20 protein-coding genes are annotated in these 19,167 nt (G+C 61.0%); 7 read left to right on the forward strand and 13 right to left on the reverse strand.

From position 1 onward, the window contains the following. Positions 1–4: 4 nt before the first annotated feature. The 4 genes from PSH66_RS28400 to PSH66_RS28415 all read right to left on the reverse strand — a co-directional run bounded on the left by PSH66_RS28400 (position 5) and on the right by PSH66_RS28415 (position 4,247). On the reverse strand, positions 5–919 hold the full coding sequence (locus PSH66_RS28400) for an SdiA-regulated domain-containing protein (protein ID WP_003176757.1): 915 nt from the start codon (positions 917–919) through the stop codon (positions 5–7). Positions 920–1,039: 120 nt separating this feature from the next. After that, the gene (locus tag PSH66_RS28405; protein ID WP_305428059.1) at positions 1,040–1,966 is read right to left on the reverse strand and encodes an SdiA-regulated domain-containing protein; all 927 of its coding nucleotides are present in this window, start codon (positions 1,964–1,966) and stop codon (positions 1,040–1,042) included. A gap of 198 nt (positions 1,967–2,164) precedes the next feature. Continuing rightward, a complete protein-coding gene (locus tag PSH66_RS28410) occupies positions 2,165–2,830 on the reverse strand; it encodes a fumarylacetoacetate hydrolase family protein (protein WP_003176759.1) in 666 nt (221 codons plus the stop codon). A 22-nt stretch (positions 2,831–2,852) separates the two neighbouring features. Then, on the reverse strand, positions 2,853–4,247 hold the full coding sequence (locus PSH66_RS28415; protein WP_042945433.1) for an FAD-binding oxidoreductase: 1,395 nt from the start codon (positions 4,245–4,247) through the stop codon (positions 2,853–2,855). Between the two features lie 204 nt (positions 4,248–4,451). Between PSH66_RS28415 and serA the strand changes: the two genes are divergently transcribed. Beyond that, positions 4,452–5,681: a phosphoglycerate dehydrogenase gene (gene serA / locus PSH66_RS28420; protein ID WP_003176761.1), complete on the forward strand. Its 1,230-nt coding sequence runs from the start codon at positions 4,452–4,454 to the stop codon at positions 5,679–5,681. 67 nt (positions 5,682–5,748) lie between these two features. On the opposite strand, the gene PSH66_RS28425 is transcribed toward serA, so the two are convergent. Further along, entirely contained in the window at positions 5,749–6,189 is a 441-nt protein-coding gene (locus tag PSH66_RS28425; RefSeq protein ID WP_042945436.1) for a DUF4399 domain-containing protein, read from the reverse strand. Between the two features lie 134 nt (positions 6,190–6,323). Here PSH66_RS28425 and PSH66_RS28430 point away from each other — a divergent pair, with 134 nt between their 5' ends. Further along, positions 6,324–6,818, forward strand: a complete 495-nt coding sequence (locus tag PSH66_RS28430; protein ID WP_305428060.1) for a transporter substrate-binding domain-containing protein — start codon at positions 6,324–6,326, stop codon at positions 6,816–6,818. A gap of 41 nt (positions 6,819–6,859) precedes the next feature. Here PSH66_RS28430 and PSH66_RS28435 read toward each other — a convergent pair whose 3' ends face one another. Then, positions 6,860–7,345 carry a DUF523 domain-containing protein gene (locus PSH66_RS28435; RefSeq protein WP_305428061.1) on the reverse strand — a complete coding sequence of 162 codons (486 nt, stop codon included), beginning with the start codon at positions 7,343–7,345 and terminating at the stop codon, positions 6,860–6,862. A 2-nt stretch (positions 7,346–7,347) separates the two neighbouring features. Continuing rightward, on the reverse strand, positions 7,348–7,980 hold the full coding sequence (locus PSH66_RS28440) for a 2OG-Fe(II) oxygenase (protein WP_042945439.1): 633 nt from the start codon (positions 7,978–7,980) through the stop codon (positions 7,348–7,350). Between the two features lie 131 nt (positions 7,981–8,111). Between PSH66_RS28440 and PSH66_RS28445 the strand changes: the two genes are divergently transcribed. Next, the gene (locus tag PSH66_RS28445) at positions 8,112–8,864 is read left to right on the forward strand and encodes a DUF2059 domain-containing protein (protein ID WP_003176766.1); all 753 of its coding nucleotides are present in this window, start codon (positions 8,112–8,114) and stop codon (positions 8,862–8,864) included. Between the two features lie 23 nt (positions 8,865–8,887). Here the strand turns inward: PSH66_RS28445 and PSH66_RS28450 are convergent, their stop codons facing one another. After that, positions 8,888–9,829, reverse strand: coding sequence for an alpha/beta hydrolase (locus PSH66_RS28450; RefSeq protein ID WP_042945441.1), 942 nt, complete (start codon positions 9,827–9,829; stop codon positions 8,888–8,890). Between the two features lie 99 nt (positions 9,830–9,928). Between PSH66_RS28450 and PSH66_RS28455 the strand changes: the two genes are divergently transcribed. After that, the gene (locus PSH66_RS28455; RefSeq protein WP_003176768.1) at positions 9,929–10,504 is read left to right on the forward strand and encodes a DUF6436 domain-containing protein; all 576 of its coding nucleotides are present in this window, start codon (positions 9,929–9,931) and stop codon (positions 10,502–10,504) included. A 31-nt stretch (positions 10,505–10,535) separates the two neighbouring features. Next, the gene (locus tag PSH66_RS28460; RefSeq protein WP_305428062.1) at positions 10,536–12,890 is read left to right on the forward strand and encodes a penicillin acylase family protein; all 2,355 of its coding nucleotides are present in this window, start codon (positions 10,536–10,538) and stop codon (positions 12,888–12,890) included. A 29-nt stretch (positions 12,891–12,919) separates the two neighbouring features. Here the strand turns inward: PSH66_RS28460 and PSH66_RS28465 are convergent, their stop codons facing one another. Then, positions 12,920–13,822, reverse strand: coding sequence for an AraC family transcriptional regulator (locus PSH66_RS28465; RefSeq protein WP_305428063.1), 903 nt, complete (start codon positions 13,820–13,822; stop codon positions 12,920–12,922). A 99-nt stretch (positions 13,823–13,921) separates the two neighbouring features. Here PSH66_RS28465 and PSH66_RS28470 point away from each other — a divergent pair, with 99 nt between their 5' ends. Next, complete coding sequence (locus tag PSH66_RS28470) at positions 13,922–14,275, forward strand: carboxymuconolactone decarboxylase family protein (protein ID WP_305428064.1); 354 nt, start codon at positions 13,922–13,924, stop codon at positions 14,273–14,275. On the opposite strand, the gene PSH66_RS28475 is transcribed toward PSH66_RS28470, so the two are convergent. Next, positions 14,253–15,218: a GlxA family transcriptional regulator gene (locus PSH66_RS28475; RefSeq protein WP_042945447.1), complete on the reverse strand. Its 966-nt coding sequence runs from the start codon at positions 15,216–15,218 to the stop codon at positions 14,253–14,255. The genes PSH66_RS28470 and PSH66_RS28475 overlap by 23 nt on opposite strands. Before the next feature lie 257 nt (positions 15,219–15,475). Between PSH66_RS28475 and PSH66_RS28480 the strand changes: the two genes are divergently transcribed. Next, positions 15,476–16,117, forward strand: coding sequence for an HD domain-containing protein (locus PSH66_RS28480; protein ID WP_305428065.1), 642 nt, complete (start codon positions 15,476–15,478; stop codon positions 16,115–16,117). 68 nt (positions 16,118–16,185) lie between these two features. On the opposite strand, the gene PSH66_RS28485 is transcribed toward PSH66_RS28480, so the two are convergent. Genes PSH66_RS28485 through PSH66_RS28495 form a run of 3 tightly spaced genes read right to left on the reverse strand, consistent with a single transcriptional unit; the run spans position 16,186 to position 19,126 of the window. Further along, complete coding sequence (locus PSH66_RS28485; RefSeq protein WP_003176774.1) at positions 16,186–17,070, reverse strand: ABC transporter permease subunit; 885 nt, start codon at positions 17,068–17,070, stop codon at positions 16,186–16,188. Then, positions 17,067–17,987 (reverse strand): ABC transporter permease subunit, encoded by a 921-nt coding sequence (locus tag PSH66_RS28490; protein WP_003176775.1) that lies wholly within the window; start codon positions 17,985–17,987, stop codon positions 17,067–17,069. The genes PSH66_RS28485 and PSH66_RS28490 overlap by 4 nt, the downstream gene beginning before the upstream one ends. Beyond that, a complete protein-coding gene (locus PSH66_RS28495) occupies positions 17,984–19,126 on the reverse strand; it encodes an ABC transporter ATP-binding protein (RefSeq protein ID WP_003176776.1) in 1,143 nt (380 codons plus the stop codon). Before PSH66_RS28495 ends, PSH66_RS28490 begins: the two co-directional genes overlap by 4 nt. Positions 19,127–19,167 lie beyond the last annotated feature (41 nt).

Consider the following 19,167-nt stretch of genomic DNA (forward strand, 5'->3'; position numbering starts at 1 on the left):
TGTGTCAGGGTGTTGGTTTCTTGAAGACGTAGAACAGGTTCGGCTCACTGACCAGGTACAACGTGCCGTCGTCATCCATGGCGATCCCTTCGGCCTGCGGGACGCGCCTTTTCAGGCCGTGGCGCCCATTGAGCAGAGACAGACTGCTCAGCGGGCGACCGTCGATATCCAGTTCCAACACCAGAAACGACTCATCCGACAGCGCCAGCAGATGGCCGCTGCGCTCGTCGTATTGCAGGCTCGACAGGTCGCGCACAAACAGCCCGGCATCACGCTTGGGGTTGTTGATCACGTGCACCGAGTAGGTTTTTTCCGGTTTGAAATGGGGAAAACCGCGAACCTCGTAGATCAGCATCGGGTCGCGCTCCTTGGCCACGAACAGGCGCTTGCCCACCGAGTCATAGGCCAACCCTTCGAACCCGTTGTTACCACCGACGTGCACGCCCAGGGTCATTTGCTCGGCATCGGCGGCGTCGAGAAAGCGGGTGTCATCGTCGACATGCACCTTGATCAGACGCTGCTGATGCTCATCGGTGATCACGTAGATGTTGTCGCTGATGAACTCCACGGCCTCGGCGTCGCCAAAGCCCACCAGGGGAATACGCCGCAGGATCTTGCCCTGCAGGGACAGCTCAATCAGCTCGGCGTTTTTATTGGTGACGGTAAACAGGCTTTTGCGCACCGGGTCATAGGTGAGGGCCGAGACATCATCGTCGAGCCCCTCGATCACCTGGGCCTCCAGGACGACCCGGTAATCCGCCAAGCCAATGGAGCGCGCATCCGCCGGCTGGCGCCAGGCCTGCAGATTGAACCAGGCGCGCTCGAACAGGCGAAAATGCTGCGCAACGGCCCCGGCGCTGATCAGGGCGATCAGCGCAAGCACAATCAGAAGGGGTTTGGGGCGGGTTAGTCGACGCATTGGGCGGGCTCAAAATCAAAAGTGGCGAATAAATATCACGCCGGTCTGAATTTAAACTTAAACGCGCCCATCTGTCTGGCGAATGCCGCAACTGGAGAACTATCCGACGTAATCGGTGGGCTACTTCTGCTTTTCGAAACGATAGAACAGGTTCGGCTCACTGACCACGTACAGGGTGCCGCTTTCGTCCATGGTCACACCCTCGGCACGCGGGATGGTGTTCTTGAGGCCGTTGAAGCCGCCGAGCAGGGTCATGAAGCTGACTTGTTCGCCCTTCTCGTTCAGCTCCAGCAACAGATGGGAATCGGCCGACAGCACCAACAGGTGTCCGGTGCGCGGGTCGACAGCCAGGGCCGAGAGGTTGCGCATGTCCAGTTCCTTGCTCGCCAGTTTTTGCTTGTCGCCAACCAGGGCCTGGCTGCCATCGCTTTTCCAGGTGAACAACGCCGGCGGGCGCTCTTCGCCCAATACAAGCTGTTGACCGCGCTTGTCCCACGCGACGCCTTCAAACGCTTTGTTCTGGTTTTTGGAGGGGCCCAGGTCGACACTCTGGAAGTCGGCTTTGGTGAGTTGCTGAGTGGTGGCATCGACCTTGACGATGGTCAGGGTGTGCTGGCGCTCATCGACAATTGCCATCAGGCCGTTTTCCATCACCGTCACGCCTTCCGGGTTGTCCCAGCCATTGAGTGGCATCTTGCGCAGCACATCGCCTTGCAGGCTCAACTCAACGAGAAACGGGTTTTTGCCCATCACGGAAAACAGGGTCTTGGTTTGCGGATTGTAGGAGACGTCCGAAGCCTCATCCTTCTCCATACCCGGCAACACCTTGGCGTCGATGACGGCTTGATAGTCCGGCAGCCACACACTTTCGCCGCGTTCGGCGGAAGTTTCAAAACGCTCCAGCACCCAGAGCACACCGCGATCATCCCAATGCATGGCCCAGGCGATGCCGTACACAACGGCGCCGCACAGAAACAGCCAGGAATACCAGCGCAGGGCAAAACGAGAACGCGGCTTAGGGGTGACGGAGGGCAGAGGCAAGGCCATGGGGCGCTTTTTCCGGAAAGTCAGCGTTAGGTGATAGCACAGGAGCAACAGGCCCGCGCGTTCGAGGCTGGGAATTATCCGGATGCCGTGTGAAAAAAATGCAAAACCCGATATATGAAATATACCCGGACCCAATGTGGGAGGGGGCGAATCGTCGCACCGCCCCTCCCATATTTTTAACCGCGTTTTGCCTGATGCTCAGCGAACGACGCTCTCGAAGCGATTCACACCCGACAGTTCCAGCACCAACTCGTCCCCCACATTCAACGGGCCCACGCCGGCCGGGGTGCCGGTGAGAATCACATCGCCGGCCTGCAGCGAGAAGCAGCCGGCCATGTGCTGGATCATCGGCACGATGGGGTTGAGCATCTGCGAACTGTTACCGTCCTGACGCACTTCACCGTTGATGGTCAGGCGGATGCCGATATCGGTGACGTCGGCAAAGGTGCTGCTCACCACAAAAGGTGCAATCACCGCCGCGCCGTCGAAGGACTTGGCGATTTCCCATGGCAGGCCCTTGGCCTTCAACTCGGCTTGCTTGTCGCGCAGGGTCAAATCCAAAGCCGGCGCGAAACCGGAGATGGCATCCAGTACTTCTTCACGGCTTGGCTTGTTCGACAGCGGCTTGCCGATCAATACCGCGATTTCCGCTTCGTAATGCACCGAACCGCGCTCGGTCGGGATGGCAAAACCACCGTCCAGTGGCACCACGCAACTGCCCGGCTTGATGAACAGCAACGGCTCGGTCGGCACCGGGTTGTCCAGTTCCTTGGCATGTTCGGCGTAGTTACGCCCAATGCACACCACTTTACCCACCGGAAAATGGATGTTGGTGCCGTCGACGTACTTGTGCTGGTAGCTCATGAAACGACTCCTTCAGGGGCGATTAAACAGCGAAGATTTTGCCAGGGTTCATGATCCCGTTCGGATCGAACACCGCTTTGACGGCCTTCATGTATTCGATTTCAGCCGGGGAGCGGCTGTAGGTCAGGTAATCGCGCTTGGTCATGCCCACGCCGTGTTCGGCGGAGATCGAGCCGTTGTACTTCTCGACGGTCTCGAACACCCACTTGTTCACGGTGGCGCACTTGGCGAAGAACTCGTCCTTGCTCAGGTTTTCCGGCTTGAGGATGTTCAGGTGCAGGTTGCCGTCACCGATATGGCCGAACCAGACGATTTCGAAGTCCGGATAGTGTTCGCCGACGATGGCGTCAATTTCCTTCAAGAACGCCGGCACTTTGGAGACGGTGACCGAGATGTCGTTCTTGTACGGTGTCCAGTGGGAGATGGTCTCGGAGATGTACTCGCGCAGCTTCCACAGGTTGTGCAGTTGGGTTTCGCTCTGGCTCATCACGCCATCCAGCACCCAGCCCTGCTCGACGCAGTGCTCGAAGGTTTCCAGGGCGTGGTTGGCGACTTCTTCGGTGGTGGCCTCGAATTCCAGCAGCGCGTAGAACGGGCACTCGGTTTCAAACGGCGCCGGCACATCGCCACGGCCGAGGACTTTGGCCAGGGCCTTGTCCGAGAAAAATTCGAAGGCAGTCAGGTCCAGCTTGCTCTGGAAGGCGTGCAGCACCGGCATGATCGAGTCGAAATCGGTGGTGCCCAGCACCATGGCGGTGAGGTTTTTCGGCGCACGGTCCAGGCGCATGGTCGCTTCGACCACAAAACCCAGGGTGCCTTCGGCGCCGATGAACAGCTGGCGCATGTCGTAGCCGGTGGCGTTCTTGATCAGGTCGCGGTTCAGTTCCAGCACATCGCCCTTGCCGGTGACGACTTTCATGCCGGCTACCCAGTTACGGGTCATGCCGTAGCGAATCACCTTGATCCCGCCGGCATTGGTGCCGATATTGCCGCCAATCTGGCTGGAACCGGACGATGCGAAGTCCACCGGGTAGTACAGGCCGTTTTCTTCGGCGACGTTCTGCAATTGCTTGGTGACCACGCCTGGCTGGCACACAGCGGTGCGGTCGGTGAGGTTCACGTCGAGGATCTGGTTCATATAGTCGAAGGACACAACCACTTCGCCATTGGCCGCCACCGCCGCAGCCGACAGCCCGGTACGCCCGCCCGACGGCACCAGCGCCACCTTGCGTTCATTGGCCCAACGCACAATGGCCTGCACCTGTTCGATGGTCTTGGGGAAGACGATGGCGGTTGGCGCGGGTGCGAAGTGCTTGGTCCAATCCTTGCCGTAAGCCTCCAGGGAGTCGGCGTCGGTCAGCACTTTGCCGGGCTCAACCAGGGTCTTTAGCTCATCAATCAGGGCAGGATGGGTCATCGACAGAACTCTCGAACAATTCATGGTCATCCTGAGAACGCTTCACGTCGCAGGAATGAGTGTTAGCGGGGCGCGTATGCTAGCATACCGCCCCCGCAGGACAGAGCCCAAGGGCGTTTCTGCGGTGACGGCTTTCCTGCCGTCCGGGTCAGCTTAAGTGATCCGACTCCCTGCCATTTTTCTCCGGGATACAGGTTTACGCAGATGAGCAAGACTTCTCTCGATAAGAGCAAGATCAAGTTCCTTCTTCTGGAAGGCGTCCACCCATCGGCTGTCGACGTTCTGAAAGCCGCCGGGTACACCAGCATTGAGTACATCACCAGTTCTCTGCCGGAAGCCCAGCTCAAGGAAAAGATCGCCGACGCGCACTTCATCGGCATTCGCTCCCGCACTCAGCTGACCGAAGAAATCTTCGATCACGCCAAGAAACTCGTGGCAGTTGGCTGTTTCTGCATCGGCACCAACCAGGTCGACCTCAACGCGGCGCGCGAGCGCGGCATCGCGGTGTTCAACGCACCGTACTCCAACACCCGTTCCGTTGCGGAGCTGGTATTGGCCGAGGCCATCCTGCTGCTGCGCGGTATCCCTGAGAAGAACGCTTCCTGCCATCGTGGCGGCTGGATCAAAAGCGCGGCCAACTCCTTCGAAATCCGCGGCAAGAAGCTGGGTATCGTCGGTTACGGCTCGATCGGCACGCAGCTTTCGGTACTCGCTGAAGGCTTGGGCATGCAGGTGTTCTTCTACGACACCCTGACCAAGCTGCCATTGGGCAACGCCACGCAAGTGTCGAGCCTGACCGAGCTGCTGGGCATGTCCGACATCGTTACCCTGCACGTTCCGGAAACCGCCGAGACCCAGTGGATGATCGGCGAAAAGGAAATCCGCGCCATCAAGAAAGGCGGCATCCTGATCAACGCCGCACGCGGCACCGTGGTCGAGCTGGACGCCCTGGCCGACGCGATCAAGGACAAGCACCTGATCGGCGCCGCCATCGACGTGTTCCCGGTGGAGCCACGTTCCAACGATGACATTTTCGAAAGCCCGCTGCGTGGCCTGGACAATGTGATCCTGACCCCGCACATCGGCGGCTCCACCGCTGAGGCGCAGGCCAACATCGGCCTGGAAGTCTCGGAAAAACTGGTCAAGTACAGCGACAACGGTACTTCGGTATCGTCGGTGAACTTCCCGGAAGTGGCCCTGCCGGCTCACCCTGGCAAGCACCGCCTGCTGCACATCCACCAGAACATTCCTGGTGTGATGATGGAGATCAACAAAGTCTTCGCGGAAAACGGCATCAACATCTCCGGTCAGTTCCTGCAGACCAACGAGAAGGTCGGCTACGTGGTGATCGACGTCGACGCCGAGTACTCGGACCTGGCGCAAGAGAAGCTGCAGCACATCAACGGCACTATCCGCAGCCGCGTGTTGTTCTAACGCTTTAAACGCCGCACAAAAAATGGGAGACCCGCAGGGGTCTCCCATTTTTTTGTCTGGATAACGCTTACTTGACGATCACCGTGATGACTTTCGAGGCGACTGTCGGGTTGAACTGCATGTGCAGTTTGTCACCGGCCACCAGTTGCAAGGTGTGCTTGCCTGGGGTCAGGGTCAGTTCGGTTTCGGTCTGGGCCTTGCCGTAGTGGATCACAGTGTCGGTGGCCGGGATCGGCAGGCTGGCGTCAGGCAGCTCTTTTTGGTCGATCAGCAGGTGATGGTGGCCGGTGCCGGCGGTCTGGTCAGTGGCCGGGGCCAGCTTCAAGCCTTCCATGCCGAATTTCACGGTGAAGGTTTTATCGACAGTGGCGCCGTCCTTGGGCGACACGATAAACACTTTGGCGCCTTCAGGCGGTGCACTGCGCGGGATGCCGTCGGCGGCAGTGGCCAACATCGAAGCACCCAGCAGCAGGCTGGCAATCGTTGCACGGGACAAAAGGGCTTTCATTCGCTTCTCCAGTTTTTCTGTGAAATCTGTAGGGTTATGACAACTTCGCGATAATTTGCTGTCCAAGGCACTCACCACCCTAGCAAAGCGATGCTGAACGGCGCCTCGCACATTCGAATTCTTTAGGAGTGACCATGCGCTTTTCGCCTGGCCTGTTACTTTTGCTACCCCTTCTGAGCCCCTTGGCTTATGCCGAACTGATCGACGATGTGAATGATCGCGGTGAACTGCGCATTGCCCTTGAAGCCAACACCCCGCCCTACAATTTCAAGGAAAGCGACAAACTCACTGGCTTTGAAGTCGAGCTGGGTGAACTGCTGGCAAAGGAAATGGACGTGCGCTCCTCGTTTATCACCACCGATGAGGCCGACCTGCTCCCCGGTGTAGCCACCGGCAAATATGACGTGGCCATCAACCATATCGCTAAGACTGCCGAGCTTGAGGATCAGTTCGATTTCAGCGCGGTTTATCACGAGAAACCTGAGCTGGCGATCCCATTCCAGAAGGGCAACCCGGCGTTCAAGAGCAGTTTGGACGGGGCGTTGAAGCGGGTGAAGGACGATGGCCGGCTGAAGGCGCTGTCGCAGAAGTGGTTTGAGGGAACAACACCGGTGGATCAGTCTGAGTAGATCCAAATGTGGGAGGGGGCTTGCTCCCTCCCACATCTGATCTACGCATGACTTGAGAGATGGACTGCCGCCTCAGGCAACTCCAGCTCACTGAACACCTGCACGCCGTGGCGCCTGAGCAGGGCCGCCGTAACGCCTTCGCCAGTCACCTTCACGCCGCTGAAGGTGCCGTCATACGTCAGCAGGTTGCCGCAGGACGGGCTGTTGGCCTTGAGGATGGCGATACGGATGTTGTGGCGTTGCACCAGCGCCAAGGCCTGGCGAGCGCCGTCGAGAAAGGCGGCACTGAAGTCTTCGCCCTCGGCGGTGAGTACTTTGGCGCGCGCCTGCCACACCTCGACGCCCTGCCCACCGAGAATCTCGGCAGCGGGCCTGGGCGTTGGCAAGCCGCCCGCCACTTCCGGGCAGATCGCAACCACGCGGCCTTCGGCCTGCCACGCCGCCAGTTGATCGAACGGCCCACTGGCGCCGCCGTCATAGCGCACTTTGTGTCCGAGCAAGCAGCGGCTGACCAGTATCTTTTGCATGTTTAAAAGGGCTCGTTGCCCCGCCGACGAAACCAGCCGGTGAGGGACAGGCGTTCGCGCGTCGCAGGCATGACTTCGTGGGGCACTTCCCCGGACAGGAACACCACCAGGCATCCCCCCGTGGGCACTACATCGTATTCAACGCCGTCCTTGAGGTACATACGCAACTGGCCACCCTGTTCGGGCAGCCAGGCGTCGTTCAAGTAGACCACTGCCGACACCGTGCGCCGGTCATCGTCACGAAAGCGGTCCAGGTGCCTGAGATAGAACGACCCTGGCGGGTACAGGGCGAAGTGGCTTTCGAAATCTTCCAGGCCGAGGAACAAGTCACGGTTCATCGCCAGGCGCAGGCTGTCCATCAATGCCATATAGGTCCCGCAGACGGCGGCATCATCCTCTTCCAGCCACTGGATATGATCGCCGCGAATGCCCTCGCGAATCTCCTGGGCCGGGCCACGCCCTACTGCCGCCGGGGCCAACTCACCTTCAGCTGCACGTTTACGGCACTCAGCCGCCAGTTCCAGGGTCAGAGCCTGGGGCAGGAAGCCGTTTTGCTGCGACCAGCCTTTTTCGGCGAGGTCGTCGACAATGCGTTGCAGCAGAGGGTGATCAAGGGGTATGTGCATGGCGCGCATAGTATCCATACACCCATAAATCCGACAGCGCCGTCGAGCACCCAAACACACTTTAGTCAGGTGACTGATAGGACTTCTCGACAAATCCTACGCCCGACACGGACAATAGTGGCCGACTGACAGGAGTCCATATGCGTCGTTTGTTTTTTTCCTTGCTGATGTTCTGCGTTTTGCCCGCTTGGGCAGACGGCCATGACCAGTTGTACAAGGTCGCCGGCTGGGCCGAACAACGTGCGCATTTCAATGACGCCCTGAGTGCCGCCCAGCAGCGCTACCGCAATAGCCTGCCGCCGGCGGTGTATCAGGCGCTGGTGGACAACAGCAATACACGCTTTGCCGCACAAGCCATGGACCAACGGGCCGAAGCGCAGCTGCGCAAGCACCTGGCGGACCCCGCACCCGCCCTCGCGTTCTTCCAGTCGCCGCTGGGCCGCAAGATCGTTGCCGCCGAGTTGCTCGCCACCCGCCGCGACCAATTGGCGAAAAACGCCCAGGGCCTGCCGAAAATCCAGGCCGACGCCACCCGCAGCCTGATCATCGGCCACCTGGCCCAGGCCCTGCCCGCCCGCGAAGCCGGCGCAGAGGTGAGCCTGGCGATTGCCGGTGTGGCCGCTGACAGTTTGAGCCAGATGATCCCGGGCCTGTTGGGCGGCGGTCAGGCACAGGGCATGTTGAATGGTCAACGCGAGCGGTTGATGCAGCAGATCGGCAATGATCTGAACAACACGCTGCTGTACGTCTATCGGGATTTGTCCGATCCGGAGCTGGAAGAATTCGCAACGTTTGCGGAGTCACCGGAGGGTAAGGCGTATTACCAGGCGGCGCTGGCGGCGATTCGTGCAGGCTTGGCCGTGGGCCAGAGCACTTCAAGCCTGACGCAGTAACCCTCTCCCACATTTGGATTGTGTTACTTCAGTTGATCCGTGAGAAAGCTGAAATATTCATCGCGAATTTGCGCAATCTCATTCGCCAAATGGTGCCGACCGCGCTTGAGCATCAACACCTCAGGCTGATCAAACTTACTCCGCAACACCCGCAAATTGTGCTGCCAGTCCACCGTCATATCTTCCTCGCCCTGCACGATCACTGGCCGCCGGGGGCTGCGCGGTGCGGCTTCAATCCGCTTGATCCAGCGCAACAGCGCGCCCACCCAGGCGGTGGGCAGTTGGCGCGGCTGCAGCGGGTCGGCCTCCAGAAAGGGTTTGAATGCAGGGTCGTTGGTGTTCTCGCTGAACCGCCGCGCAATACCGTTGACGAACGGCCGCAGCAGGTAATAACTCACTTGCGACCAGCCCCAGGCACGTGGACGTACCAGCGGCGATAACAGGAAGGTCTTGCCCTGGGCCGGGCTGTCGGCGCCATGGTGGAGCAAATGATCCACCACCACCGCGCCGCCGGTGCTCTGCCCAAACAGGTGCCAGGGCTGCGGCAGTTGCAGTGCCTGGGCCTGGGCGAACAGCGCCTGCACCACGTTCTGGTACACCGCAAAATCATCGATGCTGGCCCGTGCGCCGCTGGACAAACCATGGCCCGGCAGGTCGCAGGCGATCACCACGAAGCCCTGGTCCAAGGCCCAGTCCACCACATGGCGGTACAGGCCCATATGGTCGTAGAAACCGTGGAACATGAACATCGTCGCCACTGGAGCGGGTGGCGACCACACCTGTGCCACCACCTCGAACCCATCCACCTCGAAACGCCCCAGGCGGCTTGTGGCCGGCACCTTGCGCGCCGTCAGATCCAATCCATAAAAGCGCTGATAGACCCGCGCCTCGGCGCTGAGCGGTTGCGCATCCACCAGGGGTCGCAAGCTGTCGCGCAGATGATCGGGGTCAAAAGTGACGGGCATAAAGGCTTCCAGACTGACGGTGAAGATGAATATCGAGCTGCGATATTCATCTGTCGAGGCAAGCATGGCAAGCTACGCGACCTGCGAGGATAGATCCGAATGCGACAGCCTTACCGTACCACCCTGTTCGCCAGCCTGATCCTGCTCCTCTGCGCCGGTGTGCTGTGGGCCGCGTATGACTGGTTCCAGGGCCGCTACCTGCGCGCCTTCAGCGAACACACCGCGGTGTTTTCCGGAGACCCCTTGACGCTGCCCGCCGAGCTCGCCGGCCCAGGCCCGATCCGCCTGGTGCATTTCTGGGACCCGGCCTGCCCGTGCAATGTCGGCAACCAGCAGCACTTGGGCGAGCTGATCGAGCAGTACGCCCCCCAGGGGGTCGACTTCTATGCCCTGCGAAAACCCGGCAGCCACGGCCAATTGCCTGACAACCTTCGTAACATGAAAATCCTCACCGCCCTGCCCGGCGCCGACCAAGTGCCGGCCAGCCCTGCCGTGGGCATCTGGGACCGTTCGGGCAAGCTTGCGTATTTCGGGCCCTACAGCGAAGGATTGACGTGCAACGCCAATAACAGCTTTATAGAACCGATCTTGAAAGCCCTTGCCGCCGGGCGCGAGGTGAATGCCACGCACACCCTGGCGGTGGGCTGTTATTGTTCGTGGCCCAAAGGGGAGTAGCCCGCGGTCCCCATCCAGGTAAGGAAAGTTCATGAAGCGCGTCTTGCGGATTCTCGCAGTCCTGCTGGTGCTGATCGCCCTCGGCGCCGGCTGGTACGTCTACAGCAAGCAACCGACCCGCCAGGGCACGGTCATGCTGGCCAATCTGCAAGGCTCGGTCACCGTGCGCTATGACGACCGTGGCGTCCCGCATATCCGTGCCGAGAGCGAGACCGACCTGTATCGCGCGCTCGGCTACGTGCAGGCCCAGGACCGTCTGTTCCAGATGGAGATCATGCGGCGCCTGGCGCGTGGCGAACTGGCCGAGGTGCTGGGGCCCAAGCTGCTGGAGACCGACAAGCTGTTTCGCAGCCTGCGCATACGTGAGCGCGCCTTGAGCTACGTCGAACACATGGACCACGAGTCCCCCGCGTGGAAGGCTCTGCAAGCCTATCTGGACGGTATCAATCAGTATCAGGACAGCCACGTCAGCCCGATGGAGTTCGACGTGCTGGGCATCCCCAAGCGCCGATTCACCGCCGAAGACACCATCAGCGTCGCCGGTTACCTGGCCTACAGTTTTGCCGCCGCGTTTCGTACCGAGCCGTTGCTGACTTACATACGCGATCAATTGGGCAGCGATTACCTGAAAGTCTTCGACCTCGACTGGCAACCCAAAGGTGCGTTGAACCTGGCCGCCAGCGACTGGCAAACCCTTGGCGCCCTTGCAGCCCTGAGCGACCAGGCCCTGGCCGACAATGGCTTGCCGCAGTTCGAAGGCAGCAACGCCTGGGCCATCAGCGGCAGCCGCACCAAAAGCGGCAAACCATTGCTGGCGGGCGATCCGCATATTCGCTTCTCGGTGCCATCGGTATGGTACGAAGCCCAACTGTCGGCGCCGGGCTTCGAGCTGTATGGCTATCACAACGCGCTGGTGCCGGTGGCGTTCCTGGGGCACAACCTGGACTTCGGCTGGAGCCTGACCATGTTCCAGAACGACGACCTCGACCTGATCGCTGAAAAGGTCAACCCGGCCAACCCCAACCAGGTCTGGTACCACGACCAGTGGGTCGACATGACCAGCAGCGAACAACAGATCGCGGTGAAGGGCCAGGCACCGGTCACGCTTACCCTGCGCCGGTCGCCCCACGGGCCGATCATCAATGACGTACTCGGCGAGAACGCCGGCAACACGCCAATCGCCATGTGGTGGGCGTTCCTCGACACCCAGAACCCGATCCTCGAAGGTTTCTACCAGCTCAACCGCGCCGATACCCTGGCCAAGGCCCGGGCGGCCGCGGCCAAGGTCTCCGCTCCTGGGTTGAATATCGTATGGGCCAATGCCAAGGGCGATATCGGCTGGTGGGCAGCGGCGCAATTGCCAATCCGCCCGGCCGGCGCCAACCCGGGGTTTATCCTCGACGGTAGCACCGCCCAGGCCGACAAGCTGGGCTTCTACCCCTTCAGTGCCAACCCTCAGGAAGAGAACCCGGCGCGCGGTTATGTGGTATCGGCCAATGCCCAGCCCGTATCGCCCGCCGGCATTGAGATCCCCGGCTATTACAACCTGGCCGACCGAGGCCAGCAGTTGAACGCGCAATTGAGCGACAAAAGCGTGAAGTGGGACGTGAACAACAGCCAGGCCTTGCAACTGGGCACCACCACCGCCTTCGGCCCGCGCCTGCTGGCGCCGCTGTTGCCGGTGCTGCGCGAAGTGGTCAAGGACCCGGCGCAGCGCAAACTGGTGGAACAGCTTGCAAGCTGGAAGGGTGACTACCCGCTGGATTCCATCAGCGCCACGCTGTTCAACCAGTTCCTGTTCAACCTGACCGATGCCGCCTTCCACCCCAAGCTTGGCGACAACCTGTTCAAGACCCTGCTCGGCACCCGCGTGATCGACGCCGCCCTGCCCCGCCTGGCCGCCGATCCGGCCTCGCCCTGGTGGGACGGCAAACGCGCCGACGCCGTCAAGCTCGCCTGGGACAACAGCCTCGCCCATCTCAAGGCCACGTTCGGCGACGACCCCGCCCAATGGCAATGGGGCACGGCGCATACCCTCACCCATGGCCATCCATTGGGTTCACAAACGCCCTTGGACATGATCTTCAATGTTGGCCCCTTCCCGGCCCCCGGCACCCACGAAGTACCGAACAACCAGTCTGCCGCTATCGGCCCGGCACCGTGGCCGGTGACCTATGGCCCCTCGACTCGCCGCCTGATCGACTTCGCCGACGCGGCCCACGCCTTGACCATCAACCCGGTGGGGCAAAGCGGTGTGCCGTTTGACCGCCACTACAGCGACCAGGCGCAAACCTACATCGAGGGCGGTTACGAACAGGCACACTTCACTGATGAGGAAGTCACCGCGAACGCCCGTGGCACGTTAAAGCTGCTGCCTGCCCGCTAACCCAACCTGTGGGAGCGGCGTCGAGGCGACTACCGCGCCCGCAAACGCCCCGGCGCCTCGCCGTAGATCTCCTTGAATTTCTTGCTGAACGCCGCCTGGGACTGGTAACCCACCTGGGCGGCGATATCCAGCAGGCTCAGGTGTGACTGGCGCAGCAGGTTGAACGCCAGCTCCATGCGTAACCGCGTCAGCAGCACCCACGGCGATACATCCGCGACGTTGACGAACGCCCGCATAAATGTGGCCCGCGACATGCTGGCAGCTTCGGCCAGGCTGTCGATGCTCCACGCGTGCCCGGGATCGGCCAGCATCATCTGCAAGGCCTTGCTCAGGCGTTTGTCGACGAGCAGCCCGAGCGTGCCCGCCAGCGGCGTCTCGCGGGCCAGCCAGCCGCGCAGGATCAGGGTAAACAACGCCGACGACAGCGCATCGATAAAGGTCCGGGCGCCCAGTTGCTGGCCGTCCGCCTCACTGCGCAGCAAGGCGATCAAGGCCGCCAGTTGCCCGTCGGCCTGCCATTGACGGCTGGACACCACCAGAAACTGCGGCAACGCCGCGAACAACAGCGACTGGCGGTTGTAGTGAAAGCTGCCGCAGAGCATGTCCACCTCCGGCCGGTCGCCGCCCAGGCGATGAATCGGCAGCAACCCGCCGTCGATCACCCGCGGCTGCATCGGCCGAATCCGTGCGCCCTGGCTGCGCAGTAAATGCGTGGCACCGCCGGGCATCAGCAGGATATCGCCCTCCTCCAGGGTCACCTGTTGCCCGCCCGATAACTCGGCGCGGCAAGTGCCGCTGAGCACGATGTGATACGGCGCCACGCCGAGGTTTTCCGGCGCATGGTCCAGTGCCCACTCGCCCTGGAACTGGCAGCGCAAATCCAGACTGCCGCGCAGGTTGGCCAGCGCGATAAGGGTGTCGATCGAGTTCATTTGCGAGCATCGGTCAAAAAGATGAGCGGATTGAACAATAACGCGAATCCCGAACGGCACACACTGGCTTCACACCCAACCTGTTCAGGAGTAACCGCAATGTTCAATAACTGGTCCGACTTGCTGCCTACCGTGAAGAAAGCCTTTGGCGCGCTGGGCAAGAGCAACCCGAAGATGGTCAAAGCCTACATGGCGCTGGGCGAAGCCTCCGAGGAAAACAACGTACTCGACGCCAAGACCCGTGAGCTGATCTCCATCGCCGTGGCCATCACCACCCGCTGCGACGGCTGCATCGGCGTGCATGCCGACGCCGCGATCAAGGCCGGCGCCACCCGCGAAGAAGTCGCCGCCACCCTCGCCACCGCGATCTCACTGAACGCCGGCGCGGCGTACATCTACTCGCTGCGCGCGCTGGAAGCCTACGACACGCTCAAACCGGCGCCGCAAAATTGAGCCTGAACTGTTGCGGTGTCACGCCCAGCCGGCGATTGAACACACTGCGCATGTGCTGGGCATCGCGAAAGCCACATTGATAGGCAACGGTTTTCAGCGGCGCGTGGGGGCTTTCGAGCATCACTCGCGCCGCGTCCACCCGTGCTCTTTCGACAAACTCTGCTGGCGTGATGCGTGCCTCGCGGGCAAACACTCGGGAGAAATTGCGTGCGCTCATATTGGCTGCCTTGGCCAAGTCGCCGATGGTCAGGTCGCCCGTCAGGTTTGCCAATACATACAATTGCACCCGCGCTACCGCCGAGGTGGTTTCGGCGTGGGGCGAAAGAAACGGGCTGAACTGCGACTGCCCACCCGAACGCTGGGTGAACACCACCAGGCGCTTGGCCACGCTCAAGGCCACTTCCGGGCCATGGTCCTGGGCCAGCAGGTAAAGCGACAAGTCGATGCCCGCCGTCACCCCGGCCGAGGTATAGAGGTTGCCGTCCTGGATGTAGAGACGGTCGGCGTCGACCTGAGCCGAGGGGCACAGGCGCGCCAGGCCCGGCGCATCATTCCAATGCGTCGTGACGGTTTTTCCATCCAGTAACCCGGCGCGCGCCAGCGTGAAGGCGCCGTTGCAGATCGAACCGAAACGCCGTGCCCGAGCGGCGGCGCCACGCAGCCAATCGTCGAATTGAGCGCCGAAATCCTCGAACGGCAGTTGCGGGCCGCCGGCCACCAGCAACAGGTCGTAGGCCTGCAGGGCTTCGCTGTAATGCCTATGAGCCTGCAAGGACAAACCATTGGAAGCGGCCATGCTGCCATGCCCGAAGCCGATGACTTCCAGTTGGTAATGGTCTTGCGGCGCCAGGAAGCGGTTGGCCTCGCAGAACACGTCCATGGGCCCGGTCACATCCAGTGACTGGACGCCGGGGAAGATCAGGATGGCGACAGCCTTGTGCATGCTCACAAATACCTTTACCTGACTGAATAGAGGCAAAACACCTGTGGGAGCGGGCTTGCTCGCGAATGCGGTTGTTCAGTCAACACATGCATTAACTGACATACCGCTTTCGCGAGCAAGCCCGCTCCCACAATGATCTCCTTTGCGCGTTCCACTTGGCACGATGTGGCGGCAGATTGGCCGGGATCGCACCCTCGTCGCCATGGCCGCTTCGTGGGCGCGCGACCAGACTGGATACTTTCCAGAGGAGAACCACCATGAGCACCACCATCGCCGGTATCAAGATCCCTGACAGCACCCTGGCCAAGGCCACCACCGAGTACATTCGCGACATCGAATCCGACCTGCTCTACCACCACTCACGCCGAGTCTTTCTGTTCGGTGCATTGAGCGGTGAACGCAAGCAGTTGGCCTACAACCCCGAGTTGCTCTACGTCGGCGCGATGTTCCATGACCTTGGCCTGGTGGCAGGTCATCGCAGTGACAACGACCGCTTCGAAGTGGACGGCGCCAACGCGGCAGCGGCGTTCCTCAGGCCTTACGGGTTGAGCGATGACGATATCGAACAAGTGTGGCTGTCCATCGCTCTGCACACCACGCCCGGCGTACCGCAATACTTGCGCCCAACGGTAGCCCTGGTAACCGCGGGCGTCGAGATGGATGTGCTGGGCATGGACTACGCCGCGTTTACCACCGAGCAGCGTCAAGCCGTGGTGCATGCGCATCCACGCGGCGAAGGGTTCAAGGAGTGCATCATCTGCGCCTTTGCCGACGGTTTACGCCATCGCCCGCAGACTACGTTCGGTAACGTGAAGACCGATGTGCTGGTGGATCAGGAGCCGGGGTTCAAGCCGATGAATTTTGTGCAGGTGATTCGCAAGTCGCCGTGGGCTGCATAACCACTCTGGAATGCGGCCAAAATTGTGAGAGGGGGCTTGCCCCTCCCACATTTGGATAGCGCAGGCCTTTAGACCGGCGCTGGAGCCCGGCGCTTGTCCGGTTGCTGCCAGCCATCGGCGGCGGCTTCTTCGATGGCTTGCTGAATGGCCTTCTTGCGGTGCTCTTCGGCACGACGGCTGAAGAACCACACCAGGAAGGTCACCAGCGACACCGCCAGCAAGATCAGGCTGGCCACGGCGTTGATCTCGGGTTTGACCCCAAGACGCACCGCCGAGAACACTTCCATCGGCAAGGTGGTCGAGCCCGGGCCCGACACGAAGCTGGCCAATACCAGGTCATCCAGGGACAGCGCGAACGACATCATCCCGCCCGCCGCCAGCGACGGCGCGATCATCGGGATGGTGATCAGGAAGAACACCTTCCACGGCCGCGCGCCCAGGTCCATCGCCGCTTCTTCGATCGACAGGTCCAGCTCACGCAAACGCGCCGACACCACCACCGCCACATACGCCGCACAGAACGTGGTGTGGGCGATCCAGATGGTGACAATGCCACGCTCCTGGGGCCAGCCGATCATCTGCGCCATGGCCACGAACAGCAGCAACAGCGACAGACCGGTGATCACTTCCGGCATCACCAGCGGCGCGGTCACCAGGCCGCCGAACAGCGTGCGGCCCTTGAACTGGCTGATGCGCGTCAGCACGAACGCGGCCAAGGTACCCAGCGCTACCGCTGCGACCGCCGTATAGCAGGCGATTTCCAGGGAGCGCGCCACCGAGCCCATCAGTTGGGTGTTGTCCAGCAAGCCGACGTACCACTTGATCGACCAGCCGCCCCACACCGTCACCAGTTTGGATTCGTTGAACGAGTAGATCACCAGAATCAGCATCGGCAGGTAGATAAACAACAACCCCGCCACCAGCATGAAGCTTGAGAAACTGACGCGCTTCATATCTTGCCCTCCATCTCTTTGGCTTGGCTGCGGTTAAACAGGATGATCGGCACAATCAGGATCGCCAGCATCACCACCGCCAGGGCAGACGCCACCGGCCAGTCACGGTTGTTGAAGAATTCTTGCCACAGCACTTTACCGATCATCAGGGTTTCCGGCCCGCCGAGCAGTTCCGGGATCACGAACTCGCCCACCACCGGGATAAACACCAGCATGCAACCGGCGATGATGCCGTTCTTGGACAGCGGCACGGTGATCTTCCAGAAGCTGTTGAAGGTACTCGAACCCAGGTCTGATGCAGCTTCCAGCAGACTCTGGTCGTGCTTCACCAGGTTGGCGTACAGCGGCAGGATCATGAACGGCAGGTACGAATAGACCACGCCGATATACACCGCGATGTTGGTGTTGAGGATCTGCAGCGGCTCGCTGATCAGCCCCATGGACATCAGGAAGCCATTGAGCAAACCGTTGTTGCTGAGGATGCCCATCCACGCATACACGCGGATCAGAATCGCGGTCCAGGTCGGCATCATGATCAGCAGCACCAGCACGGTCTGCATCTCTTTGCGCGCGGTGGCAATGGCGTAGGCCATCGGGTAGCCGATCAGCAGGCACAGCAACGTGCTGAAGAACGCCATTTTCAGCGAGCCCAGGTAGGCGGAGATGTACAGCTCATCCCCCGCCAACAGGCTGTAGTTGGCCAGGTTCAGTACCACCTGCAGCTTTTGCTCGACGTAGGTGTAGATCTCGGTATACGGCGGGATAGCCACGTCGGCTTCGGCAAAGCTGATTTTCAGTACGATGAAAAACGGCAGGGCGAAAAACAGGAACAGCCACAGGAACGGTATCCCGATGACCACCTGCTTGCCGCTGGGGACGATGCGCTGCAAGCGCCGCTTGAGCTTTTTTGTGTTCATGAGCGAAGTACCACGCCGCTGTCGTCTTCCCACCACACATAGACCTGGTCACCCCAGGTCGGCCGCTGGCCACGGCGCTCGGCGTTGGCCACGAAAGACTGCACCAGCTTGCCGCTCGGCAACTCCACGTAGAACACCGAGTGGCCGCCCAGGTAGGCGATGTCGTGCACCTTGCCGCTGGACCAGTTGTGCTCGCAGGTCGGCATTTCGGTGGTTACCAGCAGCTTTTCCGGGCGGATCGCGTAGGTCACCGACTTGTCTTCCACCGCAGTGGCGATGCCGTAGCCCACGTAGATGTCGCGGTCCAGGTCCGGGCATTTGAGCACCGCGTGGCCTTCGGCGTCGTCCACCACCTGGGTGTCGAAGATGTTGACGTTGCCGATGAACTCGCACACCAGGCGGCTGGTAGGCGTTTCGTAGATGTCGATGGGGCTGCCGATCTGCGCGATCCAGCCCAGGTGCATGATCGCGATGCGCTCGGCCATGGTCATGGCCTCTTCCTGGTCGTGGGTCACCATCACGCAGGTCACGCCGACGCGCTCGATGATCTCTACCAGCTCAAGCTGCATCTGCGAGCGCAGCTTCTTGTCCAATGCGCCCATCGGCTCATCGAGCAGCAGCAGTTTCGGGCGTTTGGCCAGGGAACGCGCCAGGGCCACCCGCTGACGCTGGCCGCCGGACAACTGGTGCGGCTTGCGCTTGGCGTACTGGCTCATCTGCACCAGCTTGAGCATCTCGGCCACGCGGGCGTCGACCTCGGCCTTGGGGATCTTGTCCTGTTGCAGGCCGAAGGCAATGTTCTGCGCCACGGTCATGTGTGGGAACAGGGCGTAGGACTGGAACATCATGTTGATCGGCCGCTCGTAGGGCGGCATATCGGTGATGTCCACACCGTCGAGGTAGATACGACCTTCGGTTGGGCGCTCGAAGCCTGCGAGCATGCGCAACAAGGTGGACTTGCCCGAACCCGAACCGCCGAGCAAGGCGAAAATCTCGCCTTTCTTGATTTCCAGGGACACGTCGTCCACGGCAATCGTCTCGTCGAACTTCTTTGTGACCCGGTCGATTTTGACCAGCACCTTCTTAGGTGTCTGGTCGCCTTCGAGGGCTTTCTTATAGGCGCCGGAGGCAACTGCCATTTACGAAACTCCCAAAAAAAACAGTGCAGTTCGCCCGAGGC

It is taken from the genome of Pseudomonas sp. FP597 (assembly GCF_030687435.1).
GTDB classification, from domain to species: Bacteria; Pseudomonadota; Gammaproteobacteria; order Pseudomonadales; family Pseudomonadaceae; genus Aquipseudomonas; species Aquipseudomonas lactucae.

Excerpts from the sequence above, each read along its gene's own strand:
- PSH66_RS28440 (WP_042945439.1), bottom strand. The coding sequence starts at position 7,980 with ATGCGCGCCATGCACATACCCCTTGATCACCCTCTGCTGCAACGCATT.
- PSH66_RS28400 (WP_003176757.1), bottom strand. The coding sequence starts at position 919 with ATGCGTCGACTAACCCGCCCCAAACCCCTTCTGATTGTGCTTGCGCTG.
- PSH66_RS28405 (WP_305428059.1), bottom strand. The coding sequence starts at position 1,966 with ATGGCCTTGCCTCTGCCCTCCGTCACCCCTAAGCCGCGTTCTCGTTTT.
- PSH66_RS28435 (WP_305428061.1), bottom strand. The coding sequence starts at position 7,345 with ATGCAAAAGATACTGGTCAGCCGCTGCTTGCTCGGACACAAAGTGCGC.
- PSH66_RS28450 (WP_042945441.1), bottom strand. The coding sequence starts at position 9,829 with ATGCCCGTCACTTTTGACCCCGATCATCTGCGCGACAGCTTGCGACCC.
- PSH66_RS28460 (WP_305428062.1), top strand. The coding sequence starts at position 10,536 with ATGAAGCGCGTCTTGCGGATTCTCGCAGTCCTGCTGGTGCTGATCGCC.
- PSH66_RS28465 (WP_305428063.1), bottom strand. The coding sequence starts at position 13,822 with ATGAACTCGATCGACACCCTTATCGCGCTGGCCAACCTGCGCGGCAGT.
- serA (WP_003176761.1), top strand. The coding sequence starts at position 4,452 with ATGAGCAAGACTTCTCTCGATAAGAGCAAGATCAAGTTCCTTCTTCTG.
- PSH66_RS28445 (WP_003176766.1), top strand. The coding sequence starts at position 8,112 with ATGCGTCGTTTGTTTTTTTCCTTGCTGATGTTCTGCGTTTTGCCCGCT.
- PSH66_RS28470 (WP_305428064.1), top strand. The coding sequence starts at position 13,922 with ATGTTCAATAACTGGTCCGACTTGCTGCCTACCGTGAAGAAAGCCTTT.
- PSH66_RS28475 (WP_042945447.1), bottom strand. The coding sequence starts at position 15,218 with ATGCACAAGGCTGTCGCCATCCTGATCTTCCCCGGCGTCCAGTCACTG.
- PSH66_RS28480 (WP_305428065.1), top strand. The coding sequence starts at position 15,476 with ATGAGCACCACCATCGCCGGTATCAAGATCCCTGACAGCACCCTGGCC.
- PSH66_RS28455 (WP_003176768.1), top strand. The coding sequence starts at position 9,929 with ATGCGACAGCCTTACCGTACCACCCTGTTCGCCAGCCTGATCCTGCTC.
- PSH66_RS28425 (WP_042945436.1), bottom strand. The coding sequence starts at position 6,189 with ATGAAAGCCCTTTTGTCCCGTGCAACGATTGCCAGCCTGCTGCTGGGT.
- PSH66_RS28410 (WP_003176759.1), bottom strand. The coding sequence starts at position 2,830 with ATGAGCTACCAGCACAAGTACGTCGACGGCACCAACATCCATTTTCCG.
- PSH66_RS28415 (WP_042945433.1), bottom strand. The coding sequence starts at position 4,247 with ATGACCCATCCTGCCCTGATTGATGAGCTAAAGACCCTGGTTGAGCCC.
- PSH66_RS28485 (WP_003176774.1), bottom strand. The coding sequence starts at position 17,070 with ATGAAGCGCGTCAGTTTCTCAAGCTTCATGCTGGTGGCGGGGTTGTTG.
- PSH66_RS28490 (WP_003176775.1), bottom strand. The coding sequence starts at position 17,987 with ATGAACACAAAAAAGCTCAAGCGGCGCTTGCAGCGCATCGTCCCCAGC.
- PSH66_RS28495 (WP_003176776.1), bottom strand. The coding sequence starts at position 19,126 with ATGGCAGTTGCCTCCGGCGCCTATAAGAAAGCCCTCGAAGGCGACCAG.
- PSH66_RS28430 (WP_305428060.1), top strand. The coding sequence starts at position 6,324 with ATGCGCTTTTCGCCTGGCCTGTTACTTTTGCTACCCCTTCTGAGCCCC.